This is a genomic window from Paenibacillus ihbetae (assembly GCF_002741055.1).
GTDB classification, from domain to species: Bacteria; Bacillota; Bacilli; order Paenibacillales; family Paenibacillaceae; genus Paenibacillus_AQ; species Paenibacillus_AQ ihbetae.
Genome location: NZ_CP016809.1, coordinates 496,777 through 522,745 on the forward strand (window position 1 = coordinate 496,777; position 25,969 = coordinate 522,745).

Below are 25,969 nucleotides of genomic sequence, written 5' to 3' on the forward strand. Positions count from 1 at the left end.
AATATTGGCATCACGCTTAAAGCCGCCTGCCCGTACCGATAAAATACGGCATCGTATGCCGGCATTTCCCCAACTTTTGCCACGCGAATGTTTACGCAGCGTACTTCGAACTGCTTGCCAGCGTACATCAATAAATTATGTACATTGTACTCGATGAAGAAAGACAAATAAACCATATTTTGGACCCGGAAAATCGTGCTTGGTTGTCCTTGACGCTGCGGGTACAATTTGAAAAAGCCTGCGTTGGCAGGCTTTCCACGAATCCGGGCGGCACATCGGTTAACTGCATCCCAACGCACCGCGATGATTTATTAATTCAAACCATGCCTTGCAAGCCTTAACAGAACCCTAAACCCGCAGCTGCATGTCATATAAATGGGTGTATCGCCCTTTCTTCCCGATCAGCTCTTCGTGCGTCCCCTGCTCCTCAATTCCTTCATCGGATAGGACGATGATGCGCTGCGCGTTGCGGACGGTCGACAGACGATGGGCAATGACGATGGTAGTCCGGTTCTGGCTCAGCTGTTCCAGCGATTGCTGGACTGCCCGTTCGCTCTCGTTATCCAGCGAGCTTGTCGCTTCGTCGAAAATGATGATTGGCGGATTCTTCAAAAACACACGCGCAATGCTGAGCCGCTGCTTCTGTCCGCCCGACAATTTGACGCCGCGTTGGCCGACATCCGTCTCATACCCTCCGGGCAATGCCATGATGAAATCATGGGCGTTCGCTCTCTTCGCCGCCTCCACGATCTCCTCCATGCTCGCCTCCATGTTCCCGTACCGGATATTGTCTGCAACCGTTCCGGCGAACAAATATACATCCTGTTGAACGATGCCAATGCTTCTCCGAAGCGAGCGCAGCGTCACATCGCGGATCGGGATGCCGTCAATGAGAATACTGCCTTCGCTCGTTTCATAGAACCTTGGGATCAAGGAGCAGAAGGTGGTTTTGCCGACACCGGACGGCCCGACAAGCGCAATGTACTCCCCGGCATTGATGCGGAGAGACACATGGTTAAGAACTTCGCCGTGATCCTCCCTGTACTTAAAGCTTACATCCCGGAACTCCACACTTCCCCGCACTTGGGTCAGCTCAACGGCATTGGGAGCATCCACGATGTCCGGCTCGACCTCCAGAATCTCCATAAACCGGTCGAATCCGGTGATCCCCTCCTGATACAACCTCGCAAAATTAACCAGCCGCTGTATCGGTTCAATCAAGATGCCGATGCACAGGAAAAAGGTCAACAGGTCCGCAAGCTCTAGCGAAGCATCTACGATCGCAGCACCGCCGAAAACGATCACCGCTACAGTGATCAGCTGTGTAAACCCGACCAAGCCTTCATGAAAATAAGTTTCGCTCTTATACCCTTCCCTCCTGCTCTCGACAAAGCGGCGGTTCTCGTATTCGAACTTCTCTTTTTCCACCCGTTCATTCGTGAACGACTTCACGACTCGGATGCCCGACAAGGAATCCTCCACTTGGGCGTTGATGTCCCCGATCCGGTCCTTGCTGACCCGGAGCGCCCTGTTCATCCTCTTGTTGAAATAAAACGCGAACACGGCCATCACCGGAAGAAACATAAATACGATCAATGTAAGCTTTACGTCAATATACATCAAAATGATAAAAGCACCGGTAAATTTCAGCACGGATATCGCTAAGTCCTCCGGACCGTGATGATACAGTTCGGTCAGCGAAAGGATATCGTTGGTGGCGCGGGTCATTAACTGACCGGTTTTATGCTCGTCGTAAAAGCTGAACGAAAGCTTCTGAAAATGGTCGAACAACTCACTTCGCATATCCCGCTCCATATAAGCGCCCATCATATGCCCTTTGTAAGAGATAAACATGTCGCACAAGGTGTGAACGATCACCATGCCGAGCATCACGGCACCCATCAAGTAGATCTGAGTTAGCGCATCCGGCCTTTGTTCTTCCAGGACATGAATCGTGATATACCTTACGCATAACGGAAGCAGGAGCGTAATGGCCGATACGATGAACGCACAGGCCAAATCAGCCGAGAGCAGCCCGATATACGGCTTGTAATACGACAGGAATTTCCTCGTTCGGGAATTCAAATAGGATCTCCTCCGTGATGGAGGGTTAGATTGTCATACCCCTCCAGCTTTTTTTGATGATGGCGTATCCCGTTTTTCTCATCTTCAACACCCTTCCTGTTTATGGTTAATATCATGATATGACAAAATGGCCGCCACGAGGATGTAACAAATTTTTATAGCTAAATAATCCCATGAATTATGGGGATCTCCTTTCTTTTCATCTCCTCGATTCTTCCAGCTTCGGACGGTTGCTATAAAAAAATTCTTGACTTCCCGCTTCGAATTTTATATCTTTATATCACGGCTTAGCTGATCCAACGATCTGCTGAGGATGAACGTGATTAAAGGGGAGTAGCTGCTACAACAAAGTCGTCAGTTCGAGATTATTCTCCGGCTTTGTTGGCAACGATTCGTTGTTAGCGAGACCTTTACCACAAAGACACTGTGGTGAAGGTCTCTTTTTGTGTGTTTGAGACCTTCACCTGCGGTGAAGGTTTTTTTTATGCTCGTCAATAAGTCTTAGGAGGATGTGGAATGGAGCTATTATTAGAGTACGGATGGGTGCTGCTTGTGCTCGTTGCGCTCGAAGGACTGCTGGCCGCGGATAACGCGCTGGTCCTGGCGATCATGGTCAAGCATCTGCCTGAAGCTCAGCGCAAAAAGGCGCTCTTTTACGGCCTGCTCGGTGCGTTTGTGTTCCGTCTCGGATCGCTGTTTGTCATCTCGTTCTTGGTGGACGTATGGCAGGTACAGGCAATTGGTGCCCTCTACCTTCTGTACATTTCGATCAATCACACCCTGAAGCACTTCATTAAAGGCAAGAAGCCAACCGAGGACGCGGAACCGAAGCCGGAGAAACCAAAGAAACAATCCGGCTTCTGGATGACCGTATTCAAGGTCGAGGTTGCCGACATTGCCTTTGCCGTGGACTCGATCCTTGCAGCGGTCGCCCTTGCGGTGGCGCTTCCGCCGAGCGGCATTCCGGATATCGGGGGCCTGGATGGAGGACAATTCATCGTTATCTTCCTCGGCGGATTCATCGGACTGATCATCATGCGCTTTGCAGCGTCCTATTTCGTCAAGCTGCTGCAGCAGCGCCCGGGTCTGGAAGTTGCGGCGTTTATTATTGTCGGTTGGGTCGGTGTCAAGCTCGCTGTTATTACCTTGGCGCATCCGGACGTTGCAATCATTAACCATCATTTCCCGGAGAACCCGATCTGGAAAGCAATCTTCTATGTCGTTCTTGTCCTGATTGCGCTCGTCGGATGGTTCACCTCCACGAAGCAGGAGGTCAGCAGTGACCAGAATGCCGTTAAAGAAGTGGAAGAGCAGCAGCCTGGAAACTCCTTTTGATCGTTTCTGATCATACAACAACTCAATTGTGAAGCGGCCTGTCATCCGGAGTCGAACCGGTTGACAGGCCGTTTTTGTTTAGCTGGATATGGACAGACCTGCCGATTGCGGCATACTCATGCCAGCCTCCTTGTTTATGGGGCTTGCTTCCCGTTTAATACATTAGCAAATTCGGTTCCTACCGTACCTAGCTTAGGAGGCTTTTGCCATGGACATGTTTATAGATTTGGGCTTGAAACTGGTAATCAGCTTCTTCGGGTTATGGGTCATCACATTTGTTACAGGGCGCAAAACGCTTAGTCAGCTTACGCCGCTTGATTTCCTGACTTCATTAATATTAAGCGAAATCGTAGGCAACACCTTGTACGACGACAAGGTTCACATTTCGCATTTGTTATTCGCGCTTGCATTATGGACTGCGCTTTCCTACCTCTTTGAGAAGGCGACCACGCACTTCGTAAAGTTCGGTTACTTAACAGAGGGTCGAGCCGTCCTGCTCATCGACAACGGGAAACTGAACCAGAAATGGCTCGACAAATACGATATTGAATACAAGCAGCTGTTATCCATGCTTCGGCGGCAAAACATTTTCTCGCTGCAGGAGGTTAAATTCGCAATCCTGGAAACGGACGGCTCGTTGTCTGTCATGAAGAAACCTGAATTCGAGCCGCCTTCCGCCAAAGATTTGGGCGTTGCTTCCGGGCCTGACAACTTCACCGTAACGGTGATCGATAAAGGAACGATTTTGGAGGAATCCATGCTGGGCCGGAGGATCGACCCTGAGCTCGTGAAGAAAAAAGCGCGGGAACAAGGCTTCGAGCGCATGGATGATATCGCGTATGCCGAGTACGGCGATGACGGAGAGCTCCGCTTCTATTCCAAGCATGAGGTGCGGAACGGACGCCGTGACGGACGATAAAAAACTGCACCTTCAACTGTTAGATGTGTCTAACAATTGGGGTGCAGTTCCCTTTGGGATCAGGCTTTTTTGATTGTATTAGAAAAAGTCCATCAGCAATGTATGCCGAACAGGAACAACCGAATCCAGCTCGGCCACCTTTTGCGCATCCCCTTGGATGCGACCGGCTTTGTGCAGGGCTTGCGCCCTTTTATATCCCGTTAAAATAGCGCTTAATGCCTGAATGTCCAGCGTCAGGTCAGCCTCCGTGCCTTCCTTCGGCTCCAGCATTTCAGCCGCTCCGCTGCCACCGACATTGACGGACAACCGCCACACCCCGTCGTTCCAAGGAGCGGCGGAATCCTGCACCTTGAGCGTAATATCGGACTCCACATCCCGCATAAACGGATACTGCACAATGAGCGATCTCAGATCGACGATGCGTGCCATGAAATACGGGACCGTTTCTTGCGACACCCGCGGGTCCGGAAGCAGGAATGGCAGTTCGTCGTCCACAGGAACCATCTTCAGGCTTACTTGCTCAATGCGCGAATCATGATTGGCGAAGAACGTCCATAGAGCGCTGCGGGCTTCTTCATTCAGAAAGACAAACTCGTCGCATGCCAGCTCCTTGTCCTTAAGCTGGTACAATGCATAGCCCTGAGGCTCCCTATCAGCCGAATAATAGATCACACTGTGACCGTCATCATCCAGAACGGATTGCTTCCACCACTCTTCTGTCCGAAGCAGCGTCCCGTTATACTTGCTTGCGAATGAGCGATAGACGGAATCAAGTGCCGGCAGATCCGCCGCATCGCGAACGATCCGTCCCGGCGACTCGGTCTTAGGCGGAAATTTATGTACAGGGATGACGTATTTCTTATACTCCGCATACAGCTCCCACCCAAATTTGCGATAAAAGGGGATGGAGAATGGATGCAGGAAGGAGACCGTCTGACCCGCGTTCTTCATCTCGTTCAAAGCATGCTTCAGAAGCCTTGAAACATGGCCCTGCCTGCGGTTCTCCGGCCATGTCGCGACTCCTGCGATGCCGCCCATGTCAAAAGCCATGCCATGAAGATAGGTTCGCAGCGGCAGAATGGTCAGCTTCGCTTGCAGGTCGCCCCCATCGAAAATTCCCCAGGTCTGCTCGGGCTTGAAACGGCTTTTCCGCTCTTCTTTCTCCTCGGGTGTCAATGTGTATTGAAATGCATATTCACCTAATGATGTGCTGGCTTCGAACTCGTCCGTATTCAACTGTCTGATCATCATGTTTCCACCTCGCAATTTCTGGAATGCGCCTCCCAAGGCATCGTCAAGCTGAAGCTTATATCCTATGGGGAGCGCCGATTCCTCTAGTATAACATTTTCATGTCAATGGACTACAGGTACAAGATTTCTTGATTTATAAAAACCAACAAACTTTTTGTTAGCTACTTGACATTAATAACCGACTGAGTTTATGATTATCTCATGCAACCAGGACATCAACAAAGATCAAATACAACTTTTAATATCAGGAGGGAATTACAGTGTCGAAATTGAACATCGGTATTATTTTGGGCAGCACACGTCAAGGCCGCTTGAGCCCACAGGTAGGCGAATGGGTGAAGAGCATCGCCGATCAGCGCGGGGACGCGAATTATGAGATCGTAGACATCGCGGACTACAAGCTTCCGCTGTTGGGTGAAGCCGATGCGTCCGAGCAGGCAGCCGCATGGAACACGAAGCTTGCCAGCCTCGACGGATTCGTATTCATCGTGCAAGAATATAACCACAGTATTACAGGCGCTCTGAAAAACGCCCTCGATTACGCTCGAGAAGCTTGGAACAACAAAGCCGCGGGCATCGTAAGCTACGGCTCCGTCGGCGGCGCACGCGCTGCCGAGCATCTGCGCGGCATTTTGGGCGAATTGTCCGTTGCCGATGTTCGCATCCACCCTGCGCTGTCCTTGTTCACGGATTTCGAGAACGGAACGGTGTTTAAGCCGGCCGACCTTCACCTCACGAACGTGAACGGCATGCTGGACCAAGTGCTCGCATGGAGCGGTGCTTTGAAGACACTGCGTCAATAATCTTTATAAGGGACTGCTGGGCCATCTTTAAGATGATGGCACAGCAGTCTTTTTACATTAACCCACGCTTACCTAATAAAGCTCCAGCTGTAAAGCCATCTCAAACGGAATCAAAGGCCATCAACCTCAATCCCGAAGGTTGCCTTGAAGCCCTTCTTTCCCTCCTCCGTAACGCGCACGGCCCGTGTTTTTGGCAAACGCTCGATCCATTTCAATTCAAGCAGCTTCTCAAGCAAAACACTTCCAAGCGCTCCCGCCAGATGGTGGCGTCTTTCGCTCCAATCCAGGCATTTATGCGAGAAGGAACGGCGCTTTGCTCTCGCCCGATCCAGATCAATACGGAAATTTTTAAAGAAGGCCTCCCCTGAAGCGGTTACCTCAAATTGCTGATGACTCTCGTCAAGAACGCCCATCTTCAATAAGGAAGCCGTCAGCTGGGTGCCGAGCTTCCCCGCTAGATGGTCGTAACAGGTCCTTGCGGAACGGATCGCCCGGTCTTCGTCGGCTTGCCTGAGCGATTTGATTTCCGCCGGAGGCGCGATTGATAATAAGGACTCCAGCATCCGTGCGACCTCCGGGTCCCGGATGCCGTAGTATCGATGCCTCCCCTGCTGTTCAACGCTGACGATGCCCGCATCCGCCATTTTGGACAGATGAAAGCTGGCCGTTTGCGGTTTGATTCCCGCCATATAAGCCAGCTCGCTGGCCGGGTGATAACGGCCGTCAAGCATCGCGGTGAGCATGGCCGCACGCGAGCCCTCGCTAACCAGTGATGCAACGATAGCCAGATTGGCGTTTGCTTGTGCCTTCATTTCATTTCTCCTCCCATGTCATCCATATTTCGATCATAATCGAATCGTCCTTGGTCTACAATGATTCTTGACGAACGAAATGAATGAATCAGGAGGAGAAACCATGCACACATCTGCAGAAAAACCGCTTATCAAGACCATTCATCCAAGCATCCTCTACTACGGTACGCCTGTTATTCTTCTTACAACGTTAAATGAAGACGATAGCATGAACATATCACCTTTGTCTTCATCATGGGCGCTCGGACGCTCCATCGTGCTGGGCATCGGACTTGGTGGGAAAGCGATTGAGAATCTTAAGAAGCGGCCGGAATGCGTGATTAACATACCGGATCCTTCACTATGGGAGCAGGTTGAGAAGCTTGCTCCGTATACCGGTAAAGATCCTGTGCCGGACTTCAAGCTTCAAAGCGGCTTCCGGCACGAAAAGGATAAGTACGGCATCGCCGGGCTTACTCCGATGCCTTCCTTGTCCGTTACGCCCACGCGCATTCTGGAATGTCCGATACAGATTGAGGCCCGCGTCAGTAACATCCACAATCCTGCGAATGCTTCCTTATTTGCCATTGTTGAAACGGAAGCGGTCCATATTCACGCCCACCAGGATATCGTACGTGACGAGAACCACATTGATCCAAACCAATGGAGTCCGCTCATTTATAATTTCCGCCAGTATTTTGGGCTTGGCCATCGCTTAGGGAAGACGTTTCGAGCAGAGGTCTAATGCGAAGGATCTGCCCGAGCACCTCCCTTCTTCCAACGAGGTCCTCATCATCTTGAGCTTCTGCTTCCTTAGAGTTCCTCTAATCGAATACGGACCAGTCCGTTCCTTTCAAGGGGGCGGGCTGAATTTATACCGTTGCGTGAGTCCTGACTATCCATGAAGCCGTTATGTATCATGCGATTCTAACGAAGATACGCTCCATAATCCAATATAACCTTGCCTTTGTCATCCGGCGAAGCAAAGCGCTGCGGGTGATACTTTTCGAAGAACCATGGGTTTTCCTTAAGCTGCCAGCCATGCTCGGCCAATTGGTTCATGCATTGATTGTGAGGATCGATGCCGTACAGCTCCCCGTTATCATCAGAGCCGTACAGCCAGCAGATGCCTACGTTTCCCTCCGCGATATCGGCATGCGCATATCCTTCCGGAACTTGGGTATCACGTGGAAACAGCATGCCGATCCAATATTCGAACTGTCCTCCCTCCATTCGCATCATTCCGTAAGAAGCCCCTTCCGTCTCCGGCAGCGGGCCAAGGTTAACAAGCTCATCGATCCAACCGCTCGCGACCCATTCCCCCCACTTCTCCCCAAAGCTGCCGACAGCATCGCGGTCCTGATCTGTATATCGTTTGCCGATCAGCCGCAGCGCCGGCAAATGCTCCTGATAAACCTTAACAATTTCAGCCGCCATATCTCCTAACAGCCTCCTAATTTAGAATGGTCTCCCAATCCTATATTTTTCGATGAAGCCATCTCTATTTCCTGCAATAGGCATCCAACTTATACATTTTTGAACAGAGAAATCTCGCAGCATGCAATCGGACTCTGGCGATCAAGTCCATGATTTGTTCAAAAAGGAGCTCCGCGGGTATAAAGGAGATACTAGCTCATTTGCAATGATTGCTCCCCTATTTAAACAGCAGGAGGTTTCATATGGAAACATCAAGACCGATTCCAAAAGAAGAAGGCATCGACAATAGCTTAAGCGTGCTCCGCGAAGGTTATCTCTACGTAACCAACCGGGCAATCGGCTTTCAATCCGACATATTCGAAACACGGCTCTTAGGCGAACGGGCCATCTGTATGCGAGGCGAAGAGGCGGCCAAGCTTTTGTACGACGGGGAGAAATTTCAGCGGCATGGCGCGGCACCTAAGCGTGTGCTGAAATCCTTGTTCGGTGAAAACGGCGTGCAGACCCTTGACGGTGAAGATCACCGGCATCGAAAAGCAATGTTCATGTCCATTATGAACCGTGATGGCCTTTTGGCCATGCGTGAAATCACCCGGAAGCAGTGGAAGCTTGCCGTCGAACGTTTTGAGGAGCTGGAGCAGATTGTGATCTACGATGAAGCCAAGGAGCTTCTTTGCCGTGCTGCCTGCGAATGGGCGGGCATTCCCATTTCCGGGGAGGAGGTGAAGGAGAAGACGGGATGGCTCGGTACCATGATGGAGTCCGCGGCTGCAATAGGCATCAAGCATCGGCGAGGAAGAATGGCCCGCTCCAAGGCGGAGCGGTGGCTGGAAGGCTTGGTGCTGGACGTCCGCGAAGGCCGAATTCAGCCTGCCGACGGAACAGCCCTTTCGGTCTTTTCCAAGCATCGGGATCTGGCCGGCAACATGCTGGACCCCAAGATCGCAGCGGTCGAACTCCTGAACATCCTGCGTCCGATCGTAGCCGTTGCCGTCTATGTCTGCTTTACGGCTCTTGCTGTCATTCAGCATCCGGAGGAGCGCGCGAAATTGATGTCCTCCGAGGAGGACAAGCTTCAGCATTTTATTCAAGAGGTGCGAAGATTCTATCCATTCTTCCCCTTTGTTCCCGCCCGTGCGATCCGGGATTTTACTTGGAAGGGCTATGAATTTAACGAGGGTGTGCTCACGCTCCTTGACCTGTATGGAACGAATCATGATCCTAAGCAGTGGGACCAGCCCGAGCTGTTCAAGCCGGATCGGTTCAAGGATTGGAACGGAAGCCCGTTCAGCTTTATTCCGCAAGGCGGCGGAGATCATGATTCCGGTCACCGCTGCGCCGGCGAATGGATTACGCTCGAGATTATGAAGGAGAGCGCGGACGTTCTGGCTAACTGGATTCGGTATGAGGTGCCTGCGCAGGATCTCAGCTTCCGTTTTCATGACATGCCGTCTCTGCCGCACAGCCGCATCATCATCCGCAACGTCAAGCGTTTAAAGCCGTAACCAAGGAGTCGTATAGGACACGGGTTGTTTAGGACAAATAACTCTTGTGCAACCTCCAATGAACATGTCACAATAACAAGAGAGACTTTAGCCAAAGCAACTAAACCTACTACGAAATCGGAGGTCTTGTCTTGAAAACGATTAAACTTGGAAACAGTTCGCTTGAAGTACCTGTCGTAGCCGTCGGTTGTATGCGTATAAATTCGCTGGATAAAGCGGAGGCCGAGCGTTTTGTTCAAACGGCGCTTGAGGAAGGGGCCAACTTTTTCGACCATGCCGACATCTACGGCGGCGGAGACTGCGAGGAAATCTTCTCCGAAGCGATACATATGAGCGCGAGCGTCCGCGAGCAAATCATCCTGCAGTCGAAATGCGGGATTCGTCAAGGAATGTTTGACTTCTCGAAAGAGCATATTCTGAATTCAGTTGACGGCATTTTGAAAAGATTGAAAACCGAATACCTCGATGTGCTGCTCCTGCACCGTCCGGATGCCCTTGTTGAACCGGAGGAGGTTGCCGAAGCTTTTGATCAGCTTGAGCGTTCGGGCAAGGTAAGACACTTCGGTGTGTCCAATCAAAACCCGATGCAGATTCAGCTGCTGAAAAAAGCGGTGAAGCAGCCGATCGTGGCTAACCAGCTTCAGCTCAGCATCACAAATGCTACGATGATCTCAAGCGGAATCAACGTGAACATGGAGAATGAATCCGCCGTCAACCGCGACGGAAGCGTGCTGGATTTCTGCAGGCTGCATGATATTACGATTCAGCCGTGGTCCCCATTCCAATACGGATTTTTCGAAGGGGTATTCTTGGGAAGCGACAAATTCCCTGAGCTGAATCAGCAGATCGATGAAATTGCAGATAAATACGGCGTAAACGGTACAACCATCGCCATCGCGTGGCTGCTTCGCCACCCTGCCCGTATGCAGCCTGTGATCGGGACGATGAATGTCGATCGCTTAAAGGATTGCATCAAGGCGAGCGATATCGTGCTGACGCGCGAGGAATGGTATGCGATCTACCGCGCGGCAGGCAACATCCTTCCTTAAGCACTAGCAGAATATATAGACTGTCAGAGCAAAACTCTGTCAGAGCAAAAAACAGCCCCCGGCCCATGCAGGCCGGAGGCTGTTTTTTGCTATAAACCCTATTGTCGAATTAAGCGCTCTTGCCGGATTGCGCCGCCGTTTTACCCAGCTTGATTGATCCCAGGCAGACTGGGATCAATACCAGCGATAGCAAGCCTCCAGCCAGCGACAGCGTGCTGTAGCTCGTGCTGGCTGCGACCACGCCAGACAGCGCGCCGCCCGAAGCGCCGGCAAGGGCAATCAGCACATCAATCGTTCCCTGCGTCTTAGCCCGGGTAGTTGGATGCGTAGCGTCAACGATCATCGCCGTTCCGCTGATCAAGCCCAGGTTCCAGCCCACGCCAAGCAAGGCGAGGGCAAGGATGAGCAGCATGAGCGAATCGGCCGGCGCAAACGCAGCTAATATTCCGGAGATCAACAGGACCATGCCGGATGCGATGGACATGGCAAGCCGTCCCACTTTATCCACGAGATAGCCGGTAATGAGCGACGGAAGATACATGGCCCCGATATGGATGCCGATGACTAAACCGACAGCGCCGAGTCCGTGACCGTGATGCTTCATGTGCACCGGCGTCATGGTCATGATGGAGATCATCACCACTTGAGTCAGGATCATCACGGCTGTTCCCACTACGAGCCCGCGCTTGTTCCCGTCCGCAGGAGTCGAATCCGAAGCTGTCCCGGCGTTGGTGCGGTTCGCTTGAGCGATCGCCTGCGCTATAGCGTAAGGGTCGGGACGAAGCAATACCAGCAGCACCAAGCCCGCCAGAATGAATGCCGCAGCCGCTAGAATAAAAGGCCCCGCTAAAGCCGGCACGCCGATTGATTCAGCGGCCCGACCCATGACATTGACCAGATTGGGCCCTGCGACGGCGCCGAATGTAGTCGATACCATCGCCGCGCTGACAGCCGATGCGCGCTGGGATGGCTTTGCCAAATCCGTTCCTGCATATCTTGCCTGCAAATTGGTGGCGGTGCCTACGCCATAGATCAGCAGCGAAGCAAACAGCAGAATGATGTTCTGTAAGGACGCTGCAATGATGACCCCGATGGCTCCGATCCCGCCGGCAAGGAACCCTGTAGCGAGACCCGGCCCCCGTCCGAAGCGCTGGCTAAGCCGACCGACATACCAGGCACCAAATGCGGAGCCTACCGTAATCAGCGCGGCTGGAATTCCCGCATAGCTATCGGTTTTAAGCATTTCCTGGGCAAGCAGCGCTCCGACGGTCAAGCCTGCCGCGAGTCCCGCCCCCCCGAAGATTTGCGACAGGATTACGATGATAAGCGTTCGCTTGTACAGCCGTTCCTGAAGAACGGGAGAATCTATGTATTTCTGAATCTTTGGTAGTTCTTGCTTTCTTCCGGAACGTTCCTGTAATTTCGGCATGATTCGCTCCCCTTTCGTATGCTATTCCTCAGAATACCATAGATTCCGCTCCTCGCTGTCCTGTTTTTTTCAAAAAGAAAGCCGCCCCGCTTATTACATATCAATGGGGCTCGAGCTTTCGCCAGCACAAGCCCTTTAACCGCATTCTAGCGGGAGCTTCGGGCAATCTTTTATCTCTTAATATGCGGGGATTGTGGTAGAAATGCCGTTACCTCTACCATTCGTTCACATATTGTATGTTGAGATAGGTTGGACGATTCCTTGAGGAGGGGATGAAATGAAGGCAAGCAGGCCAGAAGCAACAGATCGGCAGGGTGTTTCCATCATCACCTGCACGAACCGCCGCAGCTATATCCAAAATTTGTTCGCTAATTTTAATCGGCAGTCTTGTGGGCCTAAGGAACTTATCGTCATTATCAACCATAATGGCATTCCCCTTGAACCTTATAAGCAATTGGCTGCCCGTCAAGGAAACATTCGCATATACCGCCTTCCTGAGCATCACACTCTGGGCGCATGCTTGAATTACGCCATAGGCAAGGCGAAATACGGCATCATTGCTAAATTCGACGATGATGATTATTACGCGCCGCGTTATATCGCGGACAGCCTGCAGACTTTGAGAAGATCCAAAGCCGATGTTCTGGGGAAACGTTCGCATTACATGTATCTGAACGGCTCGAAAACGCTGATCCTTCGTTTTCCGTTTGCCGAGAACCGTCCGGCGTCCAAGCTGCCGGGTGCTACGCTCATCATAAGAAAAGAAGTGTTTAACCACGTGCGCTTTCCGCACCAAAACGTTGGGGAAGACGACCTGTTTTGCCTAAGGAGCAAACGAAAGGGCTTCAAGGTATACTCAGGGAACAAATATCATTTTGCTGCAGTCCGACGAAAAAACTCCGCCAATCATACGTGGATCATCAGCGACAGCGAGCTGCTGGCCAATCACAAACAAATCCCGGGCGTTCATAACTACAAAAGGTACGTACAGCAAAAACAGGCGGTGCACTAACATGACGAATCCCGGAGTCTCCGTTATTACTTGCACGAAGCGGGCGGAATGCCTGAATCGGCTTTTGGCCAATTTCAACAGGCAGAAGTACGATAACAAAGAGCTCATCATCATTTTGAATCACGACAGCCTGAAGCTGCCTATATACCTGGAAGCCGCTAAGAAGTATCGCAATATCCGCGTCTACCGCAAGCCTGAGCGAATGTCCTTGGGAAGCTGCCTGAATTTTGGCGTTCAAGTATCGAAGTTTAGCTATATCGCTAAATTTGATGATGACGATTATTATGCTTCGGGGTATCTCGCGGAGGGAATGCGGGCAATGATCAAAAAGGGTGCTGACATTGTCGGCAAAAGAGCCCATTTCATGCAGCTTGACGGTCATCAGACCGTTCTCTGCCGCTATGGGAACATGGCGAATCGCGAAGTTCCCATCGTGCAGGGAGCAACGCTGCTCGCGAACCGCCGCGTCTTCCGCCATATCCGGTTTCCCGATCAAAACCGCAGCGAATGCGTTAGATTTTGTGCAGCGGCGGCTGCGAAGGGATATCGAATTTACGCGACCAGTCCATACAACTTCCTGGCACAGCGGCGCCGCAATTCCCGGAATCATACCTGGATCATCAGCGACAAAGAGCTTATGTCCCGAAATGCCAGACAGTTAACCGTGCCTAACATCCGCACATTCGTAAGCCGAGGTTAAGACTTCGCTCATAGCCCTGCGGGCCCCCATAATGGATTCCTTGGAAACGAAAACAGCCTTCGGTGGACGATGCACCGAGGCTGTTTTGGCTTTCCATAGGATCAAATTGCATCCTTCGCCCTTCCCCCGCCCCAACAGAAGAAGGCAGCATGGGAGGCAATCGAAGCGGGCTGTCAGGTTTACGATGAAAGGACCATCATGCCGATGCCTAAAAATTGCACGGAGCCTATAATCTCGATGATGCCCACCTTCATCGGCTTGATGACTTTTCCGGAATACAGCAAACTCCGGCTAAGCGGGAACAGAAACGCGGCAGTGAGCCAGGGTAAGCCGAGGATCGGCGGAACGGCCAGCGCGGCAAGATGATATACCCTCGAGTAGACCGAATACCGCTTGTTCTTCCGTTCCCTGAAGACGGATTTCACGAAGAAAACGGTTCCGGCAAAATAGACCGCATTCACCAAAACTACAACCGCCAGTTCTTTGCCGACTGTACCGCCGCCAAGCATATAGGCCGCTGCGCCGCCTGTGCAGAACAGCAGGATAGCGCATAAATCATTCAGAAGTGCACGCTCCTTGCGCCGGACGACATGCCATATGTTAACGGTGATCAATGCAAGCAGCACCGGAGCGAGCCATAGCATCCACGGATCATGCCAGATGACGGGGATGAGAAATCCCGCTCCGGCAGCAGCATATCCGATTCCCCAATACACCTCCGAGGTTTGTCTCCTCCTCTTGAGCGACTGTAACAGCGGATACGAAGCGAAATAGAGCAGCAGCCAAGCCAGAAACAGCGGAGCATGCAAAATCGTTGGCTTCGCCGCCGCCATTCCGATCATATAGGGTACGATGAGCATCGCCCATCCTCCGTGTTCCCGCGGTATAACGATCTTCGATCGGTTCATCCTTCTCCCCTGCACTTTCAAAGTGGAATGTCGTTCCGGACCCCTGGCACCAGAACTTGAAGACACTTCCTGTAATCTTATTTCTCCAAACCCTTTGCTTTACCGCAGCTTCGACACTCCAGCCCTTATGTTGTCCCCGCCTTTGCTCGTTCCGCTGCCGCTTGTGCCGTAATGTCGCTGAATGTGCCGACATAATGAATAATGTCCCCCGTTTCGTCCTTTACGGCATTGATCGTAAGCAGCTCGAGATACTCTTCCCCGTTCTTTCTGCGGTTCCAAATTTCACCTTGCCAGCTCCCCCGCTCTGCAATTTCCGTCCACATCCCGGTATAGAAGGCCTTGGATTGCCGCCCGGATTTCAGGATGCTCGGATTTCTCCCGATCACCTCTTCCTCGGTATATCCGGTCAGCGCAGTGAATGCCGGATTGACCGCATGGATTCTTCCATTGGCATCCGTGACCAGAATGCCTTGCCCGGTCGAGTTAAACACCTTCGAGGAAACCGAGAGTTTGTCCTGGAAATACATCCAGACGACAATGATGAAGCTGGCAAGGGCCACTTGGGACAAAGCCATGAATCCGATCGCGTACTGACCTGTAACCGAATGGATGAACGACAGCATGAGCGGCGGAAAAAAACCGCCGAGACCTCCCATCATGGACACGATGCCGTTTACGATCCCGGCCTGCTTGTTGAAATACAGCGGAACCAGCTTGAAGATGATTCCGTTTCCCAGCCCGGCACCGACCGCAATCGTTAGACAACCGACGGTATATAATCCGATCGACGGGGAGAATGCCAACAGGATCGCGGCGCCCGTAAGTCCGATAAACACGCCCATCAGCAGGAACAGCGGTTTGAATTTGTCGGCGAGAAAGCCGCCGATGGGCCGCATCAATGTAGCAAGCAGGATGAATCCTGCCGTCCGCAGCCCGGCATCCACCTTGGCGAGCTCGAAATGCGTGACCAAGAAGTTCGGCAGGTAGACGGTAAAGGCGACAAATGAACCGAAGGTAATAAAATAAAAGAGCGAGAAATACCACAGCTTATCGTTCTTGTACACGCCTCGAATCTGTTCCAAGATCGGCGTCCGAACCTTGATTTCCTTGCGGTCGCCCAAGAACGCGTTCAATCCCGCGAAGATCAGCAGCAGGACCAGATACAGCTGCACCGTTCTCGACCAGCCGATCTGCGTGGCAATCACCGGCGTTGCAAATGTCGTCACGGCCGTGCCCAGGTTCCCCATGCCGTAAATGCCGTTCACCAGCCCAAGCTTTTCTTTGGCATAATACTTCGGAAGCGAGGTGACGCCGACGGAAAACACAGCGCCCCCGATGCCGAGAAACAGTCCTCCAATGACAAGATGCGTAAACGTGGTGGCCGTGCTGATCAGATATACCGGAAATAAAAGCGCGATAAAGCTGAACATGAATACCACTCTTGCCCCGACGACATTCGCATAATAGCCGAGCGGAATGCGCAGCACGGAGCCCAGCACCACCGGGATGGCGGTCAGGATGGCAACGCGGCCGTCCGGAACCGCAATATCCTCGCGGATAAACGGCAGCAGCGCGGATATGATCACCCATACCATAAAACCGAGCACCAGATTCATCGTTTGCAGCGGCAGCTGCACTTTTTTGATCATCCCCATCACCTTTTCTCTCGAAAAATGAATGGCTTTCTTATCATGGATCCCCAATCCCATTGTAAGTGCATGTATTCACAAAGATAATAGGGAAGTTCCCTTAACCTTGGCAAGGAACTTCCCTATTCATAAGCATATGGTTTCCCTCGACAGCTAATGGCGAGACGGATCAGAAATCCAGCAGCTTCTTCTTAAGCGCATATTCAACCAGCTGAGGCCGGCTCTTCAAGTTGAGCTTCTCCATAATTTTAGCTTTGTGCGCTTCAACCGTCTTCACGGACACATACAGCATCTCCGCAATCTCTTTATTCCCGTATCCCTTGGCAATCAATGGCAAGATCTCGAGCTCCCGCTGCGAAAGACTGCTGAGCGGATCTTGCTCGGGGCTTTCGCTGTCCTTCTTGATAAATTCCCGCACCAGGGAGGTGGCCATCTGCGGATGAATGTACGTGCCTCCGGCGTAAACCATCCGTATGGCGGAGATCAGCTCATCATCCGGCGCGTTCTTGAGCACATAGCCGGACGCTCCGTTCTTCAACACATGAAACAAATAATCCTCGTCGTCATACATGGTCAACACGATAATCTTGGTGCCCGGATAATCGGCACTGATTTTGCCGGTAGCAATAAGTCCGCTTTCGCCAGGGGGCATGCTCAGGTCCATCAGCAGCACATCCGGCCTATGTTTGGCTACCATCGCGTATGCCTCCAGTCCGTCCGCAGCCGTTGCTACAACCTCCATATCCTCCTGATAGTTGAGAATCATCGAGAACCCGCTGCGGACGACGGCATGGTCGTCGGCAATGACAATCTTCATGAACGGTCCCCCTCCTGGATTACATCTTGAGACAGCGGTATACGGAGCTGCACCGTTGTCCCTGCGCCGACCGCCGAAGCCAGCGTGAACTGCCCGCCGACCAGCTCCGCCCGCTCCCGCATGCCGTACAATCCGAGCCCGGTCCCTTGCGCCTCGTTAATAAACATATTAAAGCCGACACCTTCATCCCGCACGGTCAGCTGAAGGACCCCATTCTCCTCCCACAGCCGCACATGAACCTCATCCAGCCCGGAATACTTCAGCGCATTCAGCACGGCCTCCTGGCAAACCCGGTAAACGACGGTTTCAATTTCGTTGCTGTACCGGGCTGCCGCAAGCTCGGCGGAAAAATGCACAAGCAGCCCATAATTCTTCTCCATCCATTTAAAATGCGAGCGAAAGGCAGCCTCGAGACCCAGATCGTCCAGCGATGCAGGACGAAGCTCTACCGATAAATGCCGGATATCATCCAGCAGCCGGGTCAAGGACTGCTCCGTCTGCTGAATTTTGTTGAGCACATCATCGTTAACGTTCATGTATTTCAGCACCCGCAAATCCACCAAGGAGCTGAGAAGCTCCTGGGCGACGCTGTCATGCAGCTCGCGGGAAATCCGCTTGCGTTCATCCTCCTGCGCTTTGATCACATATTTCAGCATATGATTACGCTGCAGCATTTCCTGCGTCTTCTGCTGCTTGGTAAGATCCAGCAGCATCAGTACCCGGATACCTTGTTCTTCGTCGATCGTATGATAGCTTGCCGCGAACGGGACGACGCCCTCGTCCCTTGTCCTTAGGTATACTTGAAAGGAAGAGAACTCTCCCTTAGGGTAATCCAAATAGCACCGGGCGCAGGACATCAGCTCCTGTTCATCCGTGTATCCCTCGCAGGTTTGACAGAACGAATCGTCAATCCCCGACTGAATCCGCTCGATCACATCGACCTCCAGAATCCGCTCTGCAGCCGGATTCATGCCGACAACGCCGCCTTTTTGATCCATGAAGAAGATGGCTTCCGTACCCTTGCGGTACAGCTTATCGAGCAGTTCGCTCAATCGATCTCCGGTCATGGTAATCAAGCCTGCGACACCTCCCTGATCCGAAAAGCTCCGAACGTCGCCCCGAGCTGCTCCCGGAAATCGGTAAAAACCGCCGGATTCATTCGGTTCTCCTCCCGGAACCCGGCCAGCAAAACGCCCATTACCCGGGCCTCCACCCACAGCGGAAGGGCCCCCAGACTCTTGAGCTTCTCGGCGGCAATGATCGGAAAATTAAATAAGTCGCGTGCACCAATATCGGCGTTAACGTTTTGAATGAGCATCGATTTTCCGGTCTTGAACACAATTCCGGCGACGCCTTTGCCCGAATGGAGCACGATCCGTTTAAACCGCTCATTGTGATTGCCTGAAGCATACTGCCACGTCAGCACAAACCGGTCTTCGGCAGGCTGGACGAGCGCTAGCGACACGAAATCGAATTGAAACCGATCCCGCAGCCTATCGATTTCCAGCTGATAATCATAGCCAGACTGTTCTATTACCGTCATAGCCCTAACTCCTCTGATGTAGAAAAGAAGGCCGCAAAGCCTTCTCTCGTCTACGATTCATATTTACGGTGCTTTCTATAAAGGATATATCTTCTTCCGACATAATTCAACGGAACGCTCCAGACATGGACAAGACGGGTGAACGGCCATAAAGCGAAAATACCGAGCCCGGCCAGAATGTGGATTTTGAAAGACAAAGGCACCTCTGTCATTAGTGACGCATCCGGACGAAGGACGAACAATTGGCGGAACCATACCGATATCGTCTCCCGGTAATTGAAATCCGGCTCCACTGCATTCGTAACCAGCGTACTATACATCCCCATAATAATGATGAACAGCAGCAGCACATTGACGATCAGATCCGATGCCGTGCTGAGCTTCCGCACGCTTCGCAGCGTAAACCTGCGCGATGTCAGCAGAACCATGCCTGCCAATGTCAGCATGCCGAAAGCGCCGCCGACATACACCGCTCCGATATGGTACAAATGCTCATTAACGCCGACCGCCTCCATCCAGGACTGGGGGATGCCGAGTCCCGCGACATGTCCCCCGATGACCGGGATGATGCCCAGATGGAACATCAGGCTGCCTGCTTTCAGCCGCTTCTTCTCGATAAACTCGCTGGATTTGGCCGTCCAGTTAAACTGATCCGTCCGGTATCTGTAGATATGTCCGACAATAAAGACCACGATGCAGACATAAGGGACAATGACCCACAAGAGCTGATCCATCATGTTCATCCGAGCTCCGCCTCCTGAATCGTGCACATTTTGAGCGTGTCGCGAAGCGCACGTATTAATCCGGCGTACGGGCTGTCCAGCCGATCCAGCTCCTTCAACAGATGATACGTTCCGTCCTCCAAGACCGCCAGCATAAGGGACAGGCTCTCCTTCGCTTCCTTCCTGTGCCCCTCCCACCGGGCGGCATATAGAAATTCACACATCAGGGGCAGATAATCCGAGAGCTCGGAGCTGGCTATTTCCAGACCGAACAGCTCGTAGGTCTCCTTTAGCCGGACAAGCATTTGCCCCCGCTCCCTGCTGTCCTCCATCTTGAAATAGGTCATGTACAGCGTCGTCTTTTTTTGAAAGTCAAACGTCTGAACATACAATTCTTCAATCTGCTCCAAGCTGAACTCATGCATGCTGTCCCAATATCGCTTGATTGAAGCATAAGCCGGGTGGCCCGCATCCCAGGCCTCCTCCAAGAGCGAAGGGTGAAAGTCCAGTTTGTCCGGATAGGTGAGGTGCCGTGCAAAAAAGCCGAATGACGGCTGCTGCATCAGGAGCTTATCAAGATCAATCACGCCATATCCCCCCGTAGAAGTTTTCTTCATACAACTCCTTGCCGCTCTTATCGAAAGGATTATCCGGCCCGCAGCCGCCGCAGCCCGACTCAAAGCCTTCAAATCCCTGTGAGCGGTACACGTCCAGATGCTGCTCCTTATGCGAGGTTGGGATGACAAACCGGTCTTCGTATTTTGCGATAGCCAGCAAGCGGTACATTTCCTTCACCTGCTGCGTGGTAAGCCCTACCCGCTCCAATCGGCTGTCATCGTATTCGGCTCCCGAGGATTCGGCCCGCATGTAGGAACGCATCATCGCCATCCGCTGCAGCGCTCCTTTGACCACGGCGGTATCGCCTGCCGTCAGCAGGTTCGCTAAATATTGGATCGGGGTGCGCATCTCCTCGATGGCCGGAAAGATCAGATCCGGATTCGCTACGGAATCCTTGCCCTCAAACACATTCATAATCGGACTAAGCGGCGGAACATACCATACCATCGGCAATGTCCGATATTCCGGGTGAAGCGGGAATGCCAGCTTGTATTCGATTGCGAGCTTATACACCGGGGATTGCTGCGCCGCCTCGATCCACTCTTCGGCGATCCCGTCCGCCCGCGCCTGCCGGATGACCTCAGGATCGTGCGGATCCAAGAACAAACTGCACTGCGCTTCGTATAAATCCTGCTCGTCGGGAGTAGACGCGACTTCCTGAACTCGGTCTGCGTCATAGAGCAGCACGCCCAGATAACGAATCCGCCCGGTGCACGTTTCGGAGCATACCGTCGGCAGTCCAGCCTCGATTCTAGGAAAGCAGAAGGTGCATTTCTCCGCCTTGTTCGTTTTCCAGTTGAAGTAGACCTTTTTGTACGGACAGCCTGTCATGCAATATCTCCAGCCCCGGCATGCTTCCTGGTCCACCAGCACGATGCCGTCCTCATCGCGCTTGTACATCGCTCCGGACGGGCAGGAAGCGACGCAGCTTGGGTTCAGGCAGTGCTCGCACAGGCGGGGCAAATACACCATGAACGATTGCTCGAAGTTGAACTTGATTTCCTCCTCGATCTTCTCGATATTCGGATCCCGCTGCCCCGTTACATGTGCCCCGGCCAAATCGTCTTCCCAGTTCGGTCCCCATTCCAAATCCATCGTTTCGCCGGTTACGGCCGATTTCGGCCGGGCGACCGGCTGATGCTTCTTCTCCCCCGATGCGGTCAGATGCTCGTAGTTATAAGTCCAAGGCTCGTAATAATCCTTCATTTCCGGCATATCGGGATTGTAGAAGATTTTGCCGAGCGCGATTTTGGACAATCTGCTGCCGGATTTGAGCTCCAGCTTGCCTTTGTTCAGCGTCCATCCGCCTTTGTACTTCTCTTGATCCTCCCAGCGGACAGGATAGCCGACGCCCGGTTTCGTCTCTACATTGTTGAACCACATATATTCTGCGCCCGGTCTATTGGTCCAGGTGCTCTTGCAAGTCACGCTGCAGGTGTGGCAGCCGATGCATTTATCCAAATTCATGACCATGGCGACTTGTGCTTTAATTTTCAAGCCAATCCACCTCTTTCATTTTGCGGACAGCCACGTACACATCCCGCTGATTTCCGATCGGTCCGTAATAATTGAAGCCATAGCTGAGCTGCGCGTAGCCTCCCACCATCTGGGTCGGCTTGACGTGAATCCGCGTCGGCGCATTATGGCTGCCGCCCCGGTCTTTCGTAATCTCCGAGCCCGGCACATTGATGTGCTTATCCTGAGCGTGGTACATGTACATCGTGCCCTTCGGCATCCGGTGGCTGACAACCGCCCTTGCGGTAACGACCCCGTTGCGGTTGTATACCTCGAGCCAGTCGTTGTCCTGGATGGCATGAGCTGCCGCGTCATCGTTGTTGATCCATACCGTCGGCCCGCCGCGGAAAAGCGTCAGCATATGCAAATTATCCTGATAGGTGCTGTGAATGTTCCACTTTCCGTGCGGTGTTAGATACCGGAGAACAAGCCCATCCTTCCCGCCGGCGACCGGCTTGTCGCGAGGACCCATCACCATCGGGGGAAGCGTCGGCTTGTAGACCGGCAGCGCTTCGCCGAACTGCAGAAACAGCTCATGGTCGATGTAATAGTGCTGTCTTCCGGTTAGCGTACGAAACGGAACCAGGCGTTCAATATTCGTCGTAAAGGGCGAATACCGTCTGCCCATCTTGTTGGAACCGCTGAACACCGGCGTCGGGATGACTTCCCGCGGCTGGGCGGTTATGCTCTGGAAGGTGATTCGCTCGGCTGCCCGGTCTGCCGATATATCCTTCAGCTTGACGCCGGTATCCTCCTCCATCGCCTCCCAGGCGCGCTGGGAGACCCTCCCGTTCGTGGCTGACGATATATTCAGGATGACATCCGCCGCATGCCGGGCCGTGTACAGTTTGGGCAGCCCATCCTTGATCGTTCCATCCTGGTATGTCCCGTTGATTCGTTTCAGTTCTTCGAATTCTTCAGCCACCGGGAAGCTTACGCCGTGAGCCCCAACCTTGCCGGCGGCCAAGTTCGGCCCGAGCGTTATATATTTATCGTAAATTAACGTATAATCACGCTCGACCACCGTCAGATTCGGCATCGTAGTTCCCGGAATCGCATGAGTCTCGCCGGCCCTCCAATCCTTGACCAGACCGAACGGCTGCGAAATTTCGCCCTTGCTTTCGTGCGCGAGCGGAGTGGCAACCAGATCCTTATACACGCCCGGCAGGTGGGTCTTGGCCATGTCCGAGAACTCCTTAGCGATCGTTCTGTAAATATCCCAGTCCGAACGCGATTCCCACAAAGGGTCTACCGCAGGGTTAAACGGGTGAACGAAGGGATGCATATCCGTTGAGGATAAATCCGTCTTCTCATACCAGGTTGCTGCAGGAAGCACCACGTCTGCGTACATCGGCGTGGCGGTCATTCGAAAATCAAGCGCGACAAGCAGATCCAGCTTGCCTTCCACATCGCCGCGCCACACCACTTCCTCCGGCTTCTCTTCTTCATTCGGCTGCGACAGGAGATTGTCAGAGGCGCCCAGCAAGTGCTTCATGAAATATTCCTGACCTTTCGCTGAGCTGGATATCAGATTGGATCGCCATACAAACAGCGAACGCGGGAAGTTTTCCGGGGCATCGGGATCCTCAATCGCAAATCGCGTCTCACCCTTAACCAGCTGATCCAGCGCATGCTGGACGATCTCTTCGGCCGTGCGCTTCCCGTCTCTCTCCGCCTCCTCTGCAAAAGCAAGACTGCTCTTGTTAAATTGCGGATAGGACGGCAGCCATCCGAGGCGTGCAGCCAATACGTTATAATCAGCAGGATGACGGTACCGGATTTCCTCGCCGGTCGGGGATTTCAGCGCATCCATTCCCGATTCCTCGTATTTCCATTGGTCGGTGGCGAAATAGAAGAAGGAGGTCGCATTCTGCTGGCGCGGCGGTCCCTGCCAGTCTTTGGAAAAGGCGACGGTCGACCAGCCCTCGATCGGCCGGCATTTCTCCTGACCCACATAATGCGCCCAGCCCCCGCCGTTCACTCCCTGGGATGCCGTAAGGATGACCAGATTCAAGATGGAGCGATAAATCGTGTCGCTATTGAACCAATGGTTAATTCCGGCGCCCATGATAATCATGGACCGGCCGCCGGTATCCAGCGCGTTCTGCGCAAATTCGCGGCCGATCTGGATCACGACCGAAGCCTTTACCCCGGTGATCGCCTCCTGCCATGCCGGCGTATAGAACGAGCCTGCGTCCTCATAACTTGCGGCTTCGAGCTCGCTCCCGGTCCGCCGGATTCCGTACTGGCTCAGCATTAAGTCATAGACGGTCGCGGCGAGACATGTTGTTCCATCGGCCAAATGAACCTTTCTTGCTGGAATCATCCGTTCGAATATGCCGCTGCCGCTGGAATCGAAATAGGGAAAACCAATTTTATGCCAATCCGCATCATGGCCTTCCATCGAAAGCGCCGGTTCGATCCGTGTCCCGTCTTCCCGTTCCAGCATTAAATTCCATTTCTTTCCCTGCTCCCATCGCTGGCCCATCGTACCGTTCGGGACGATGATTTCATCCGCTGCCTCATCCAGAATCACCGGCTTCCACTCGGCATGCGGCGAGGCATCTCCCAGGTCGCTTGCCCGCAGGAAACGCCCGGCTTTCAGACCGTCTCCATGCGCATCGAGCATAATCAAGAACGGCATGTCGGTATACTGCTTCGCATAATTCAGAAACATCGGCTCCTGGCGCTCCCGATAATATTCGTTCAAAATGACGTGCGTCATTGCCTGGGCAAGAGCTGCGTCCGTTCCGGGATTCGGTGCGAGCCAGTTATCGGCGAATTTCACGTTCTCCGCATAATCCGGAGCCACGGATACGACCTTGGTTCCCTTGTAGCGCACCTCGGTCATAAAGTGTGCGTCCGGCGTGCGCGTCAACGGCACATTGGAGCCCCACATAATAAGGTAGCCGGCATTATACCAGTCGCTTGACTCGGGAACGTCGGTCTGCTCCCCCCAGATTTGCGGCGAGGCGGGCGGCAGATCCGCATACCAATCGTAAAAGCTGAGCATCTCCCCACCCAGCAGGGAAATGAACCGGGCTCCGGACGCATAACTGATCATCGACATGGCCGGGATCGGCGTAAATCCAGCGATCCGATCGGGCCCGTATTTACGAATCGTATAAATCAGCTGCGCGGAGATGAGCTTGGTTGCATCCGGCCAAGTAACGCGCACATGGCCTCCCTTTCCTCGAGCCTGCTTGTAAGCCTTGGCTTGATCCGGGTCCTCCACAATGCTGGCCCAGGCCGCAACCGGATCCCCGTGCACCTCCAAAGCCTTGCTCCACATCCGCCAAAGCTTGCCGCGGATATATGGGTGTTTGATTCGAAGCGGGCTGTATTCATACCAGGAGAAGGAAGCGCCACGGGGACAGCCTCTCGGCTCAAATTCCGGCATATCCGGCCCGCATGACGGATAATCGATCTGCTGGTTCTCCCAGGTAATGATCCCGTTCTTCACGAACACCTTCCAGCTGCAGGACCCGGTACAGTTCACGCCGTGCGTCGTCCTGACGACCTTATCGTGCGACCAGCGCTTGCGGTACATATCCTCCCATTCCCGGCTCTTCTCTTCCAGGACGGACCAATTGTCCGAGTAGCTCTCCACCCTTTTGAAGAATGTCAGTGCTTTGCGTTTCATAGGACACGTCAACTCCTTCTGCTTGAATGACCATGGTTGGGGAATCCATGTATCGTCCATTCGTATGCCTTCATTATGCAGGTATCGCCAGAGGCATCCTACTAGGGAAACTCCTATATTCGCAGGGAAAATCCCTCGTCATCCGCTCGCGGTGTTTTTAACGGGGGTGCATTCCACACTCATCTTGAGGGTAGACAAAAAGAGCCCTTGCCCGGCGAACAAGCAGGCAGAGGCTCTC

22 protein-coding genes are annotated in these 25,969 nt (G+C 53.0%); 8 read left to right on the forward strand and 14 right to left on the reverse strand.

Annotated features, from left to right (window positions below; translation table 11 throughout):
• Positions 1 to 348 precede the first annotated feature (348 nt).
• Entirely contained in the window at positions 349 to 2,085 is a 1,737-nt protein-coding gene (locus BBD41_RS02140; protein WP_099476552.1) for an ABC transporter ATP-binding protein, read from the reverse strand.
• A gap of 516 nt (positions 2,086 to 2,601) precedes the next feature.
• Between BBD41_RS02140 and BBD41_RS02145 the strand changes: the two genes are divergently transcribed.
• Positions 2,602 to 3,420: a TerC family protein gene (locus BBD41_RS02145; RefSeq protein WP_077565718.1), complete on the forward strand. Its 819-nt coding sequence runs from the start codon at positions 2,602 to 2,604 to the stop codon at positions 3,418 to 3,420.
• A 208-nt stretch (positions 3,421 to 3,628) separates the two neighbouring features.
• Positions 3,629 to 4,339, forward strand: coding sequence for a DUF421 domain-containing protein (locus BBD41_RS02150; RefSeq protein WP_077565717.1), 711 nt, complete (start codon positions 3,629 to 3,631; stop codon positions 4,337 to 4,339).
• Between the two features lie 78 nt (positions 4,340 to 4,417).
• Here BBD41_RS02150 and BBD41_RS02155 read toward each other — a convergent pair whose 3' ends face one another.
• On the reverse strand, positions 4,418 to 5,590 hold the full coding sequence (locus BBD41_RS02155; protein WP_099476553.1) for a GNAT family N-acetyltransferase: 1,173 nt from the start codon (positions 5,588 to 5,590) through the stop codon (positions 4,418 to 4,420).
• A gap of 260 nt (positions 5,591 to 5,850) precedes the next feature.
• On the opposite strand from BBD41_RS02155, the gene BBD41_RS02160 reads away from it, so the two are divergent.
• Positions 5,851 to 6,393, forward strand: a complete 543-nt coding sequence (locus tag BBD41_RS02160; protein ID WP_077565715.1) for an NADPH-dependent FMN reductase — start codon at positions 5,851 to 5,853, stop codon at positions 6,391 to 6,393.
• 110 nt (positions 6,394 to 6,503) lie between these two features.
• Here the strand turns inward: BBD41_RS02160 and BBD41_RS02165 are convergent, their stop codons facing one another.
• On the reverse strand, positions 6,504 to 7,205 hold the full coding sequence (locus tag BBD41_RS02165) for an ArsR/SmtB family transcription factor (protein ID WP_099476554.1): 702 nt from the start codon (positions 7,203 to 7,205) through the stop codon (positions 6,504 to 6,506).
• A 103-nt stretch (positions 7,206 to 7,308) separates the two neighbouring features.
• Here BBD41_RS02165 and BBD41_RS02170 point away from each other — a divergent pair, with 103 nt between their 5' ends.
• The gene (locus BBD41_RS02170) at positions 7,309 to 7,929 is read left to right on the forward strand and encodes a flavin reductase family protein (protein ID WP_099476555.1); all 621 of its coding nucleotides are present in this window, start codon (positions 7,309 to 7,311) and stop codon (positions 7,927 to 7,929) included.
• 182 nt (positions 7,930 to 8,111) lie between these two features.
• Here the strand turns inward: BBD41_RS02170 and BBD41_RS02175 are convergent, their stop codons facing one another.
• A complete protein-coding gene (locus BBD41_RS02175) occupies positions 8,112 to 8,621 on the reverse strand; it encodes a GyrI-like domain-containing protein (protein ID WP_077565713.1) in 510 nt (169 codons plus the stop codon).
• 242 nt (positions 8,622 to 8,863) lie between these two features.
• Here BBD41_RS02175 and BBD41_RS02180 point away from each other — a divergent pair, with 242 nt between their 5' ends.
• Both BBD41_RS02180 and BBD41_RS02185 read left to right on the forward strand, forming a co-directional pair.
• Positions 8,864 to 10,126, forward strand: coding sequence for a CYP152 family fatty-acid peroxygenase CypC (locus BBD41_RS02180; protein WP_099476556.1), 1,263 nt, complete (start codon positions 8,864 to 8,866; stop codon positions 10,124 to 10,126).
• Positions 10,127 to 10,257: 131 nt separating this feature from the next.
• The gene (locus tag BBD41_RS02185) at positions 10,258 to 11,175 is read left to right on the forward strand and encodes an aldo/keto reductase (RefSeq protein WP_099476557.1); all 918 of its coding nucleotides are present in this window, start codon (positions 10,258 to 10,260) and stop codon (positions 11,173 to 11,175) included.
• 109 nt (positions 11,176 to 11,284) lie between these two features.
• On the opposite strand, the gene BBD41_RS02190 is transcribed toward BBD41_RS02185, so the two are convergent.
• Positions 11,285 to 12,604: an MFS transporter gene (locus BBD41_RS02190; protein WP_077565710.1), complete on the reverse strand. Its 1,320-nt coding sequence runs from the start codon at positions 12,602 to 12,604 to the stop codon at positions 11,285 to 11,287.
• Between the two features lie 277 nt (positions 12,605 to 12,881).
• On the opposite strand from BBD41_RS02190, the gene BBD41_RS02195 reads away from it, so the two are divergent.
• Both BBD41_RS02195 and BBD41_RS02200 read left to right on the forward strand, forming a co-directional pair.
• Positions 12,882 to 13,616, forward strand: a complete 735-nt coding sequence (locus tag BBD41_RS02195) for a glycosyltransferase family 2 protein (RefSeq protein WP_077565709.1) — start codon at positions 12,882 to 12,884, stop codon at positions 13,614 to 13,616.
• A gap of 1 nt (position 13,617) precedes the next feature.
• The gene (locus BBD41_RS02200; protein WP_099476558.1) at positions 13,618 to 14,316 is read left to right on the forward strand and encodes a glycosyltransferase family 2 protein; all 699 of its coding nucleotides are present in this window, start codon (positions 13,618 to 13,620) and stop codon (positions 14,314 to 14,316) included.
• 179 nt (positions 14,317 to 14,495) lie between these two features.
• On the opposite strand, the gene BBD41_RS02205 is transcribed toward BBD41_RS02200, so the two are convergent.
• The 9 genes from BBD41_RS02205 to BBD41_RS02245 all read right to left on the reverse strand — a co-directional run bounded on the left by BBD41_RS02205 (position 14,496) and on the right by BBD41_RS02245 (position 25,731).
• Positions 14,496 to 15,224: a YwiC-like family protein gene (locus BBD41_RS02205; protein ID WP_099476559.1), complete on the reverse strand. Its 729-nt coding sequence runs from the start codon at positions 15,222 to 15,224 to the stop codon at positions 14,496 to 14,498.
• A 125-nt stretch (positions 15,225 to 15,349) separates the two neighbouring features.
• Positions 15,350 to 16,873: a nitrate/nitrite transporter gene (locus tag BBD41_RS02210; RefSeq protein WP_099480421.1), complete on the reverse strand. Its 1,524-nt coding sequence runs from the start codon at positions 16,871 to 16,873 to the stop codon at positions 15,350 to 15,352.
• A 169-nt stretch (positions 16,874 to 17,042) separates the two neighbouring features.
• On the reverse strand, positions 17,043 to 17,690 hold the full coding sequence (locus BBD41_RS02215) for a response regulator transcription factor (RefSeq protein WP_099476560.1): 648 nt from the start codon (positions 17,688 to 17,690) through the stop codon (positions 17,043 to 17,045).
• Positions 17,687 to 18,766 carry a sensor histidine kinase gene (locus BBD41_RS02220; protein WP_099476561.1) on the reverse strand — a complete coding sequence of 360 codons (1,080 nt, stop codon included), beginning with the start codon at positions 18,764 to 18,766 and terminating at the stop codon, positions 17,687 to 17,689. Before BBD41_RS02220 ends, BBD41_RS02215 begins: the two co-directional genes overlap by 4 nt.
• Positions 18,763 to 19,233, reverse strand: coding sequence for a GAF domain-containing protein (locus tag BBD41_RS02225; RefSeq protein ID WP_099476562.1), 471 nt, complete (start codon positions 19,231 to 19,233; stop codon positions 18,763 to 18,765). The genes BBD41_RS02220 and BBD41_RS02225 overlap by 4 nt, the downstream gene beginning before the upstream one ends.
• Before the next feature lie 50 nt (positions 19,234 to 19,283).
• The gene (gene narI, locus BBD41_RS02230) at positions 19,284 to 19,976 is read right to left on the reverse strand and encodes a respiratory nitrate reductase subunit gamma (protein ID WP_007130327.1); all 693 of its coding nucleotides are present in this window, start codon (positions 19,974 to 19,976) and stop codon (positions 19,284 to 19,286) included.
• Entirely contained in the window at positions 19,973 to 20,542 is a 570-nt protein-coding gene (gene narJ / locus BBD41_RS02235; RefSeq protein WP_099476563.1) for a nitrate reductase molybdenum cofactor assembly chaperone, read from the reverse strand. The genes narI and narJ overlap by 4 nt, the downstream gene beginning before the upstream one ends.
• A complete protein-coding gene (gene narH / locus BBD41_RS02240) occupies positions 20,535 to 22,070 on the reverse strand; it encodes a nitrate reductase subunit beta (protein ID WP_099476564.1) in 1,536 nt (511 codons plus the stop codon). The genes narJ and narH overlap by 8 nt, the downstream gene beginning before the upstream one ends.
• Positions 22,060 to 25,731 carry a nitrate reductase subunit alpha gene (locus tag BBD41_RS02245; protein ID WP_099476565.1) on the reverse strand — a complete coding sequence of 1,224 codons (3,672 nt, stop codon included), beginning with the start codon at positions 25,729 to 25,731 and terminating at the stop codon, positions 22,060 to 22,062. Before BBD41_RS02245 ends, narH begins: the two co-directional genes overlap by 11 nt.
• Between the last annotated feature and the right edge of the window lie 238 nt (positions 25,732 to 25,969).

Coding starts and splice junctions, on each gene's coding strand:
- BBD41_RS02145 (WP_077565718.1), top strand. CDS start 2,602: ATGGAGCTATTATTAGAGTACGGATGGGTGCTGCTTGTGCTCGTTGCG.
- BBD41_RS02150 (WP_077565717.1), top strand. CDS start 3,629: ATGGACATGTTTATAGATTTGGGCTTGAAACTGGTAATCAGCTTCTTC.
- BBD41_RS02155 (WP_099476553.1), bottom strand. CDS start 5,590: ATGATGATCAGACAGTTGAATACGGACGAGTTCGAAGCCAGCACATCA.
- BBD41_RS02165 (WP_099476554.1), bottom strand. CDS start 7,205: ATGAAGGCACAAGCAAACGCCAATCTGGCTATCGTTGCATCACTGGTT.
- BBD41_RS02170 (WP_099476555.1), top strand. CDS start 7,309: ATGCACACATCTGCAGAAAAACCGCTTATCAAGACCATTCATCCAAGC.
- BBD41_RS02175 (WP_077565713.1), bottom strand. CDS start 8,621: ATGGCGGCTGAAATTGTTAAGGTTTATCAGGAGCATTTGCCGGCGCTG.
- BBD41_RS02180 (WP_099476556.1), top strand. CDS start 8,864: ATGGAAACATCAAGACCGATTCCAAAAGAAGAAGGCATCGACAATAGC.
- BBD41_RS02190 (WP_077565710.1), bottom strand. CDS start 12,604: ATGCCGAAATTACAGGAACGTTCCGGAAGAAAGCAAGAACTACCAAAG.
- BBD41_RS02195 (WP_077565709.1), top strand. CDS start 12,882: ATGAAGGCAAGCAGGCCAGAAGCAACAGATCGGCAGGGTGTTTCCATC.
- BBD41_RS02200 (WP_099476558.1), top strand. CDS start 13,618: ATGACGAATCCCGGAGTCTCCGTTATTACTTGCACGAAGCGGGCGGAA.
- BBD41_RS02205 (WP_099476559.1), bottom strand. CDS start 15,224: ATGAACCGATCGAAGATCGTTATACCGCGGGAACACGGAGGATGGGCG.
- BBD41_RS02210 (WP_099480421.1), bottom strand. CDS start 16,873: ATGATCAAAAAAGTGCAGCTGCCGCTGCAAACGATGAATCTGGTGCTC.
- BBD41_RS02215 (WP_099476560.1), bottom strand. CDS start 17,690: ATGAAGATTGTCATTGCCGACGACCATGCCGTCGTCCGCAGCGGGTTC.
- BBD41_RS02225 (WP_099476562.1), bottom strand. CDS start 19,233: ATGACGGTAATAGAACAGTCTGGCTATGATTATCAGCTGGAAATCGAT.
- narI (WP_007130327.1), bottom strand. CDS start 19,976: ATGAACATGATGGATCAGCTCTTGTGGGTCATTGTCCCTTATGTCTGC.
- BBD41_RS02245 (WP_099476565.1), bottom strand. CDS start 25,731: ATGAAACGCAAAGCACTGACATTCTTCAAAAGGGTGGAGAGCTACTCG.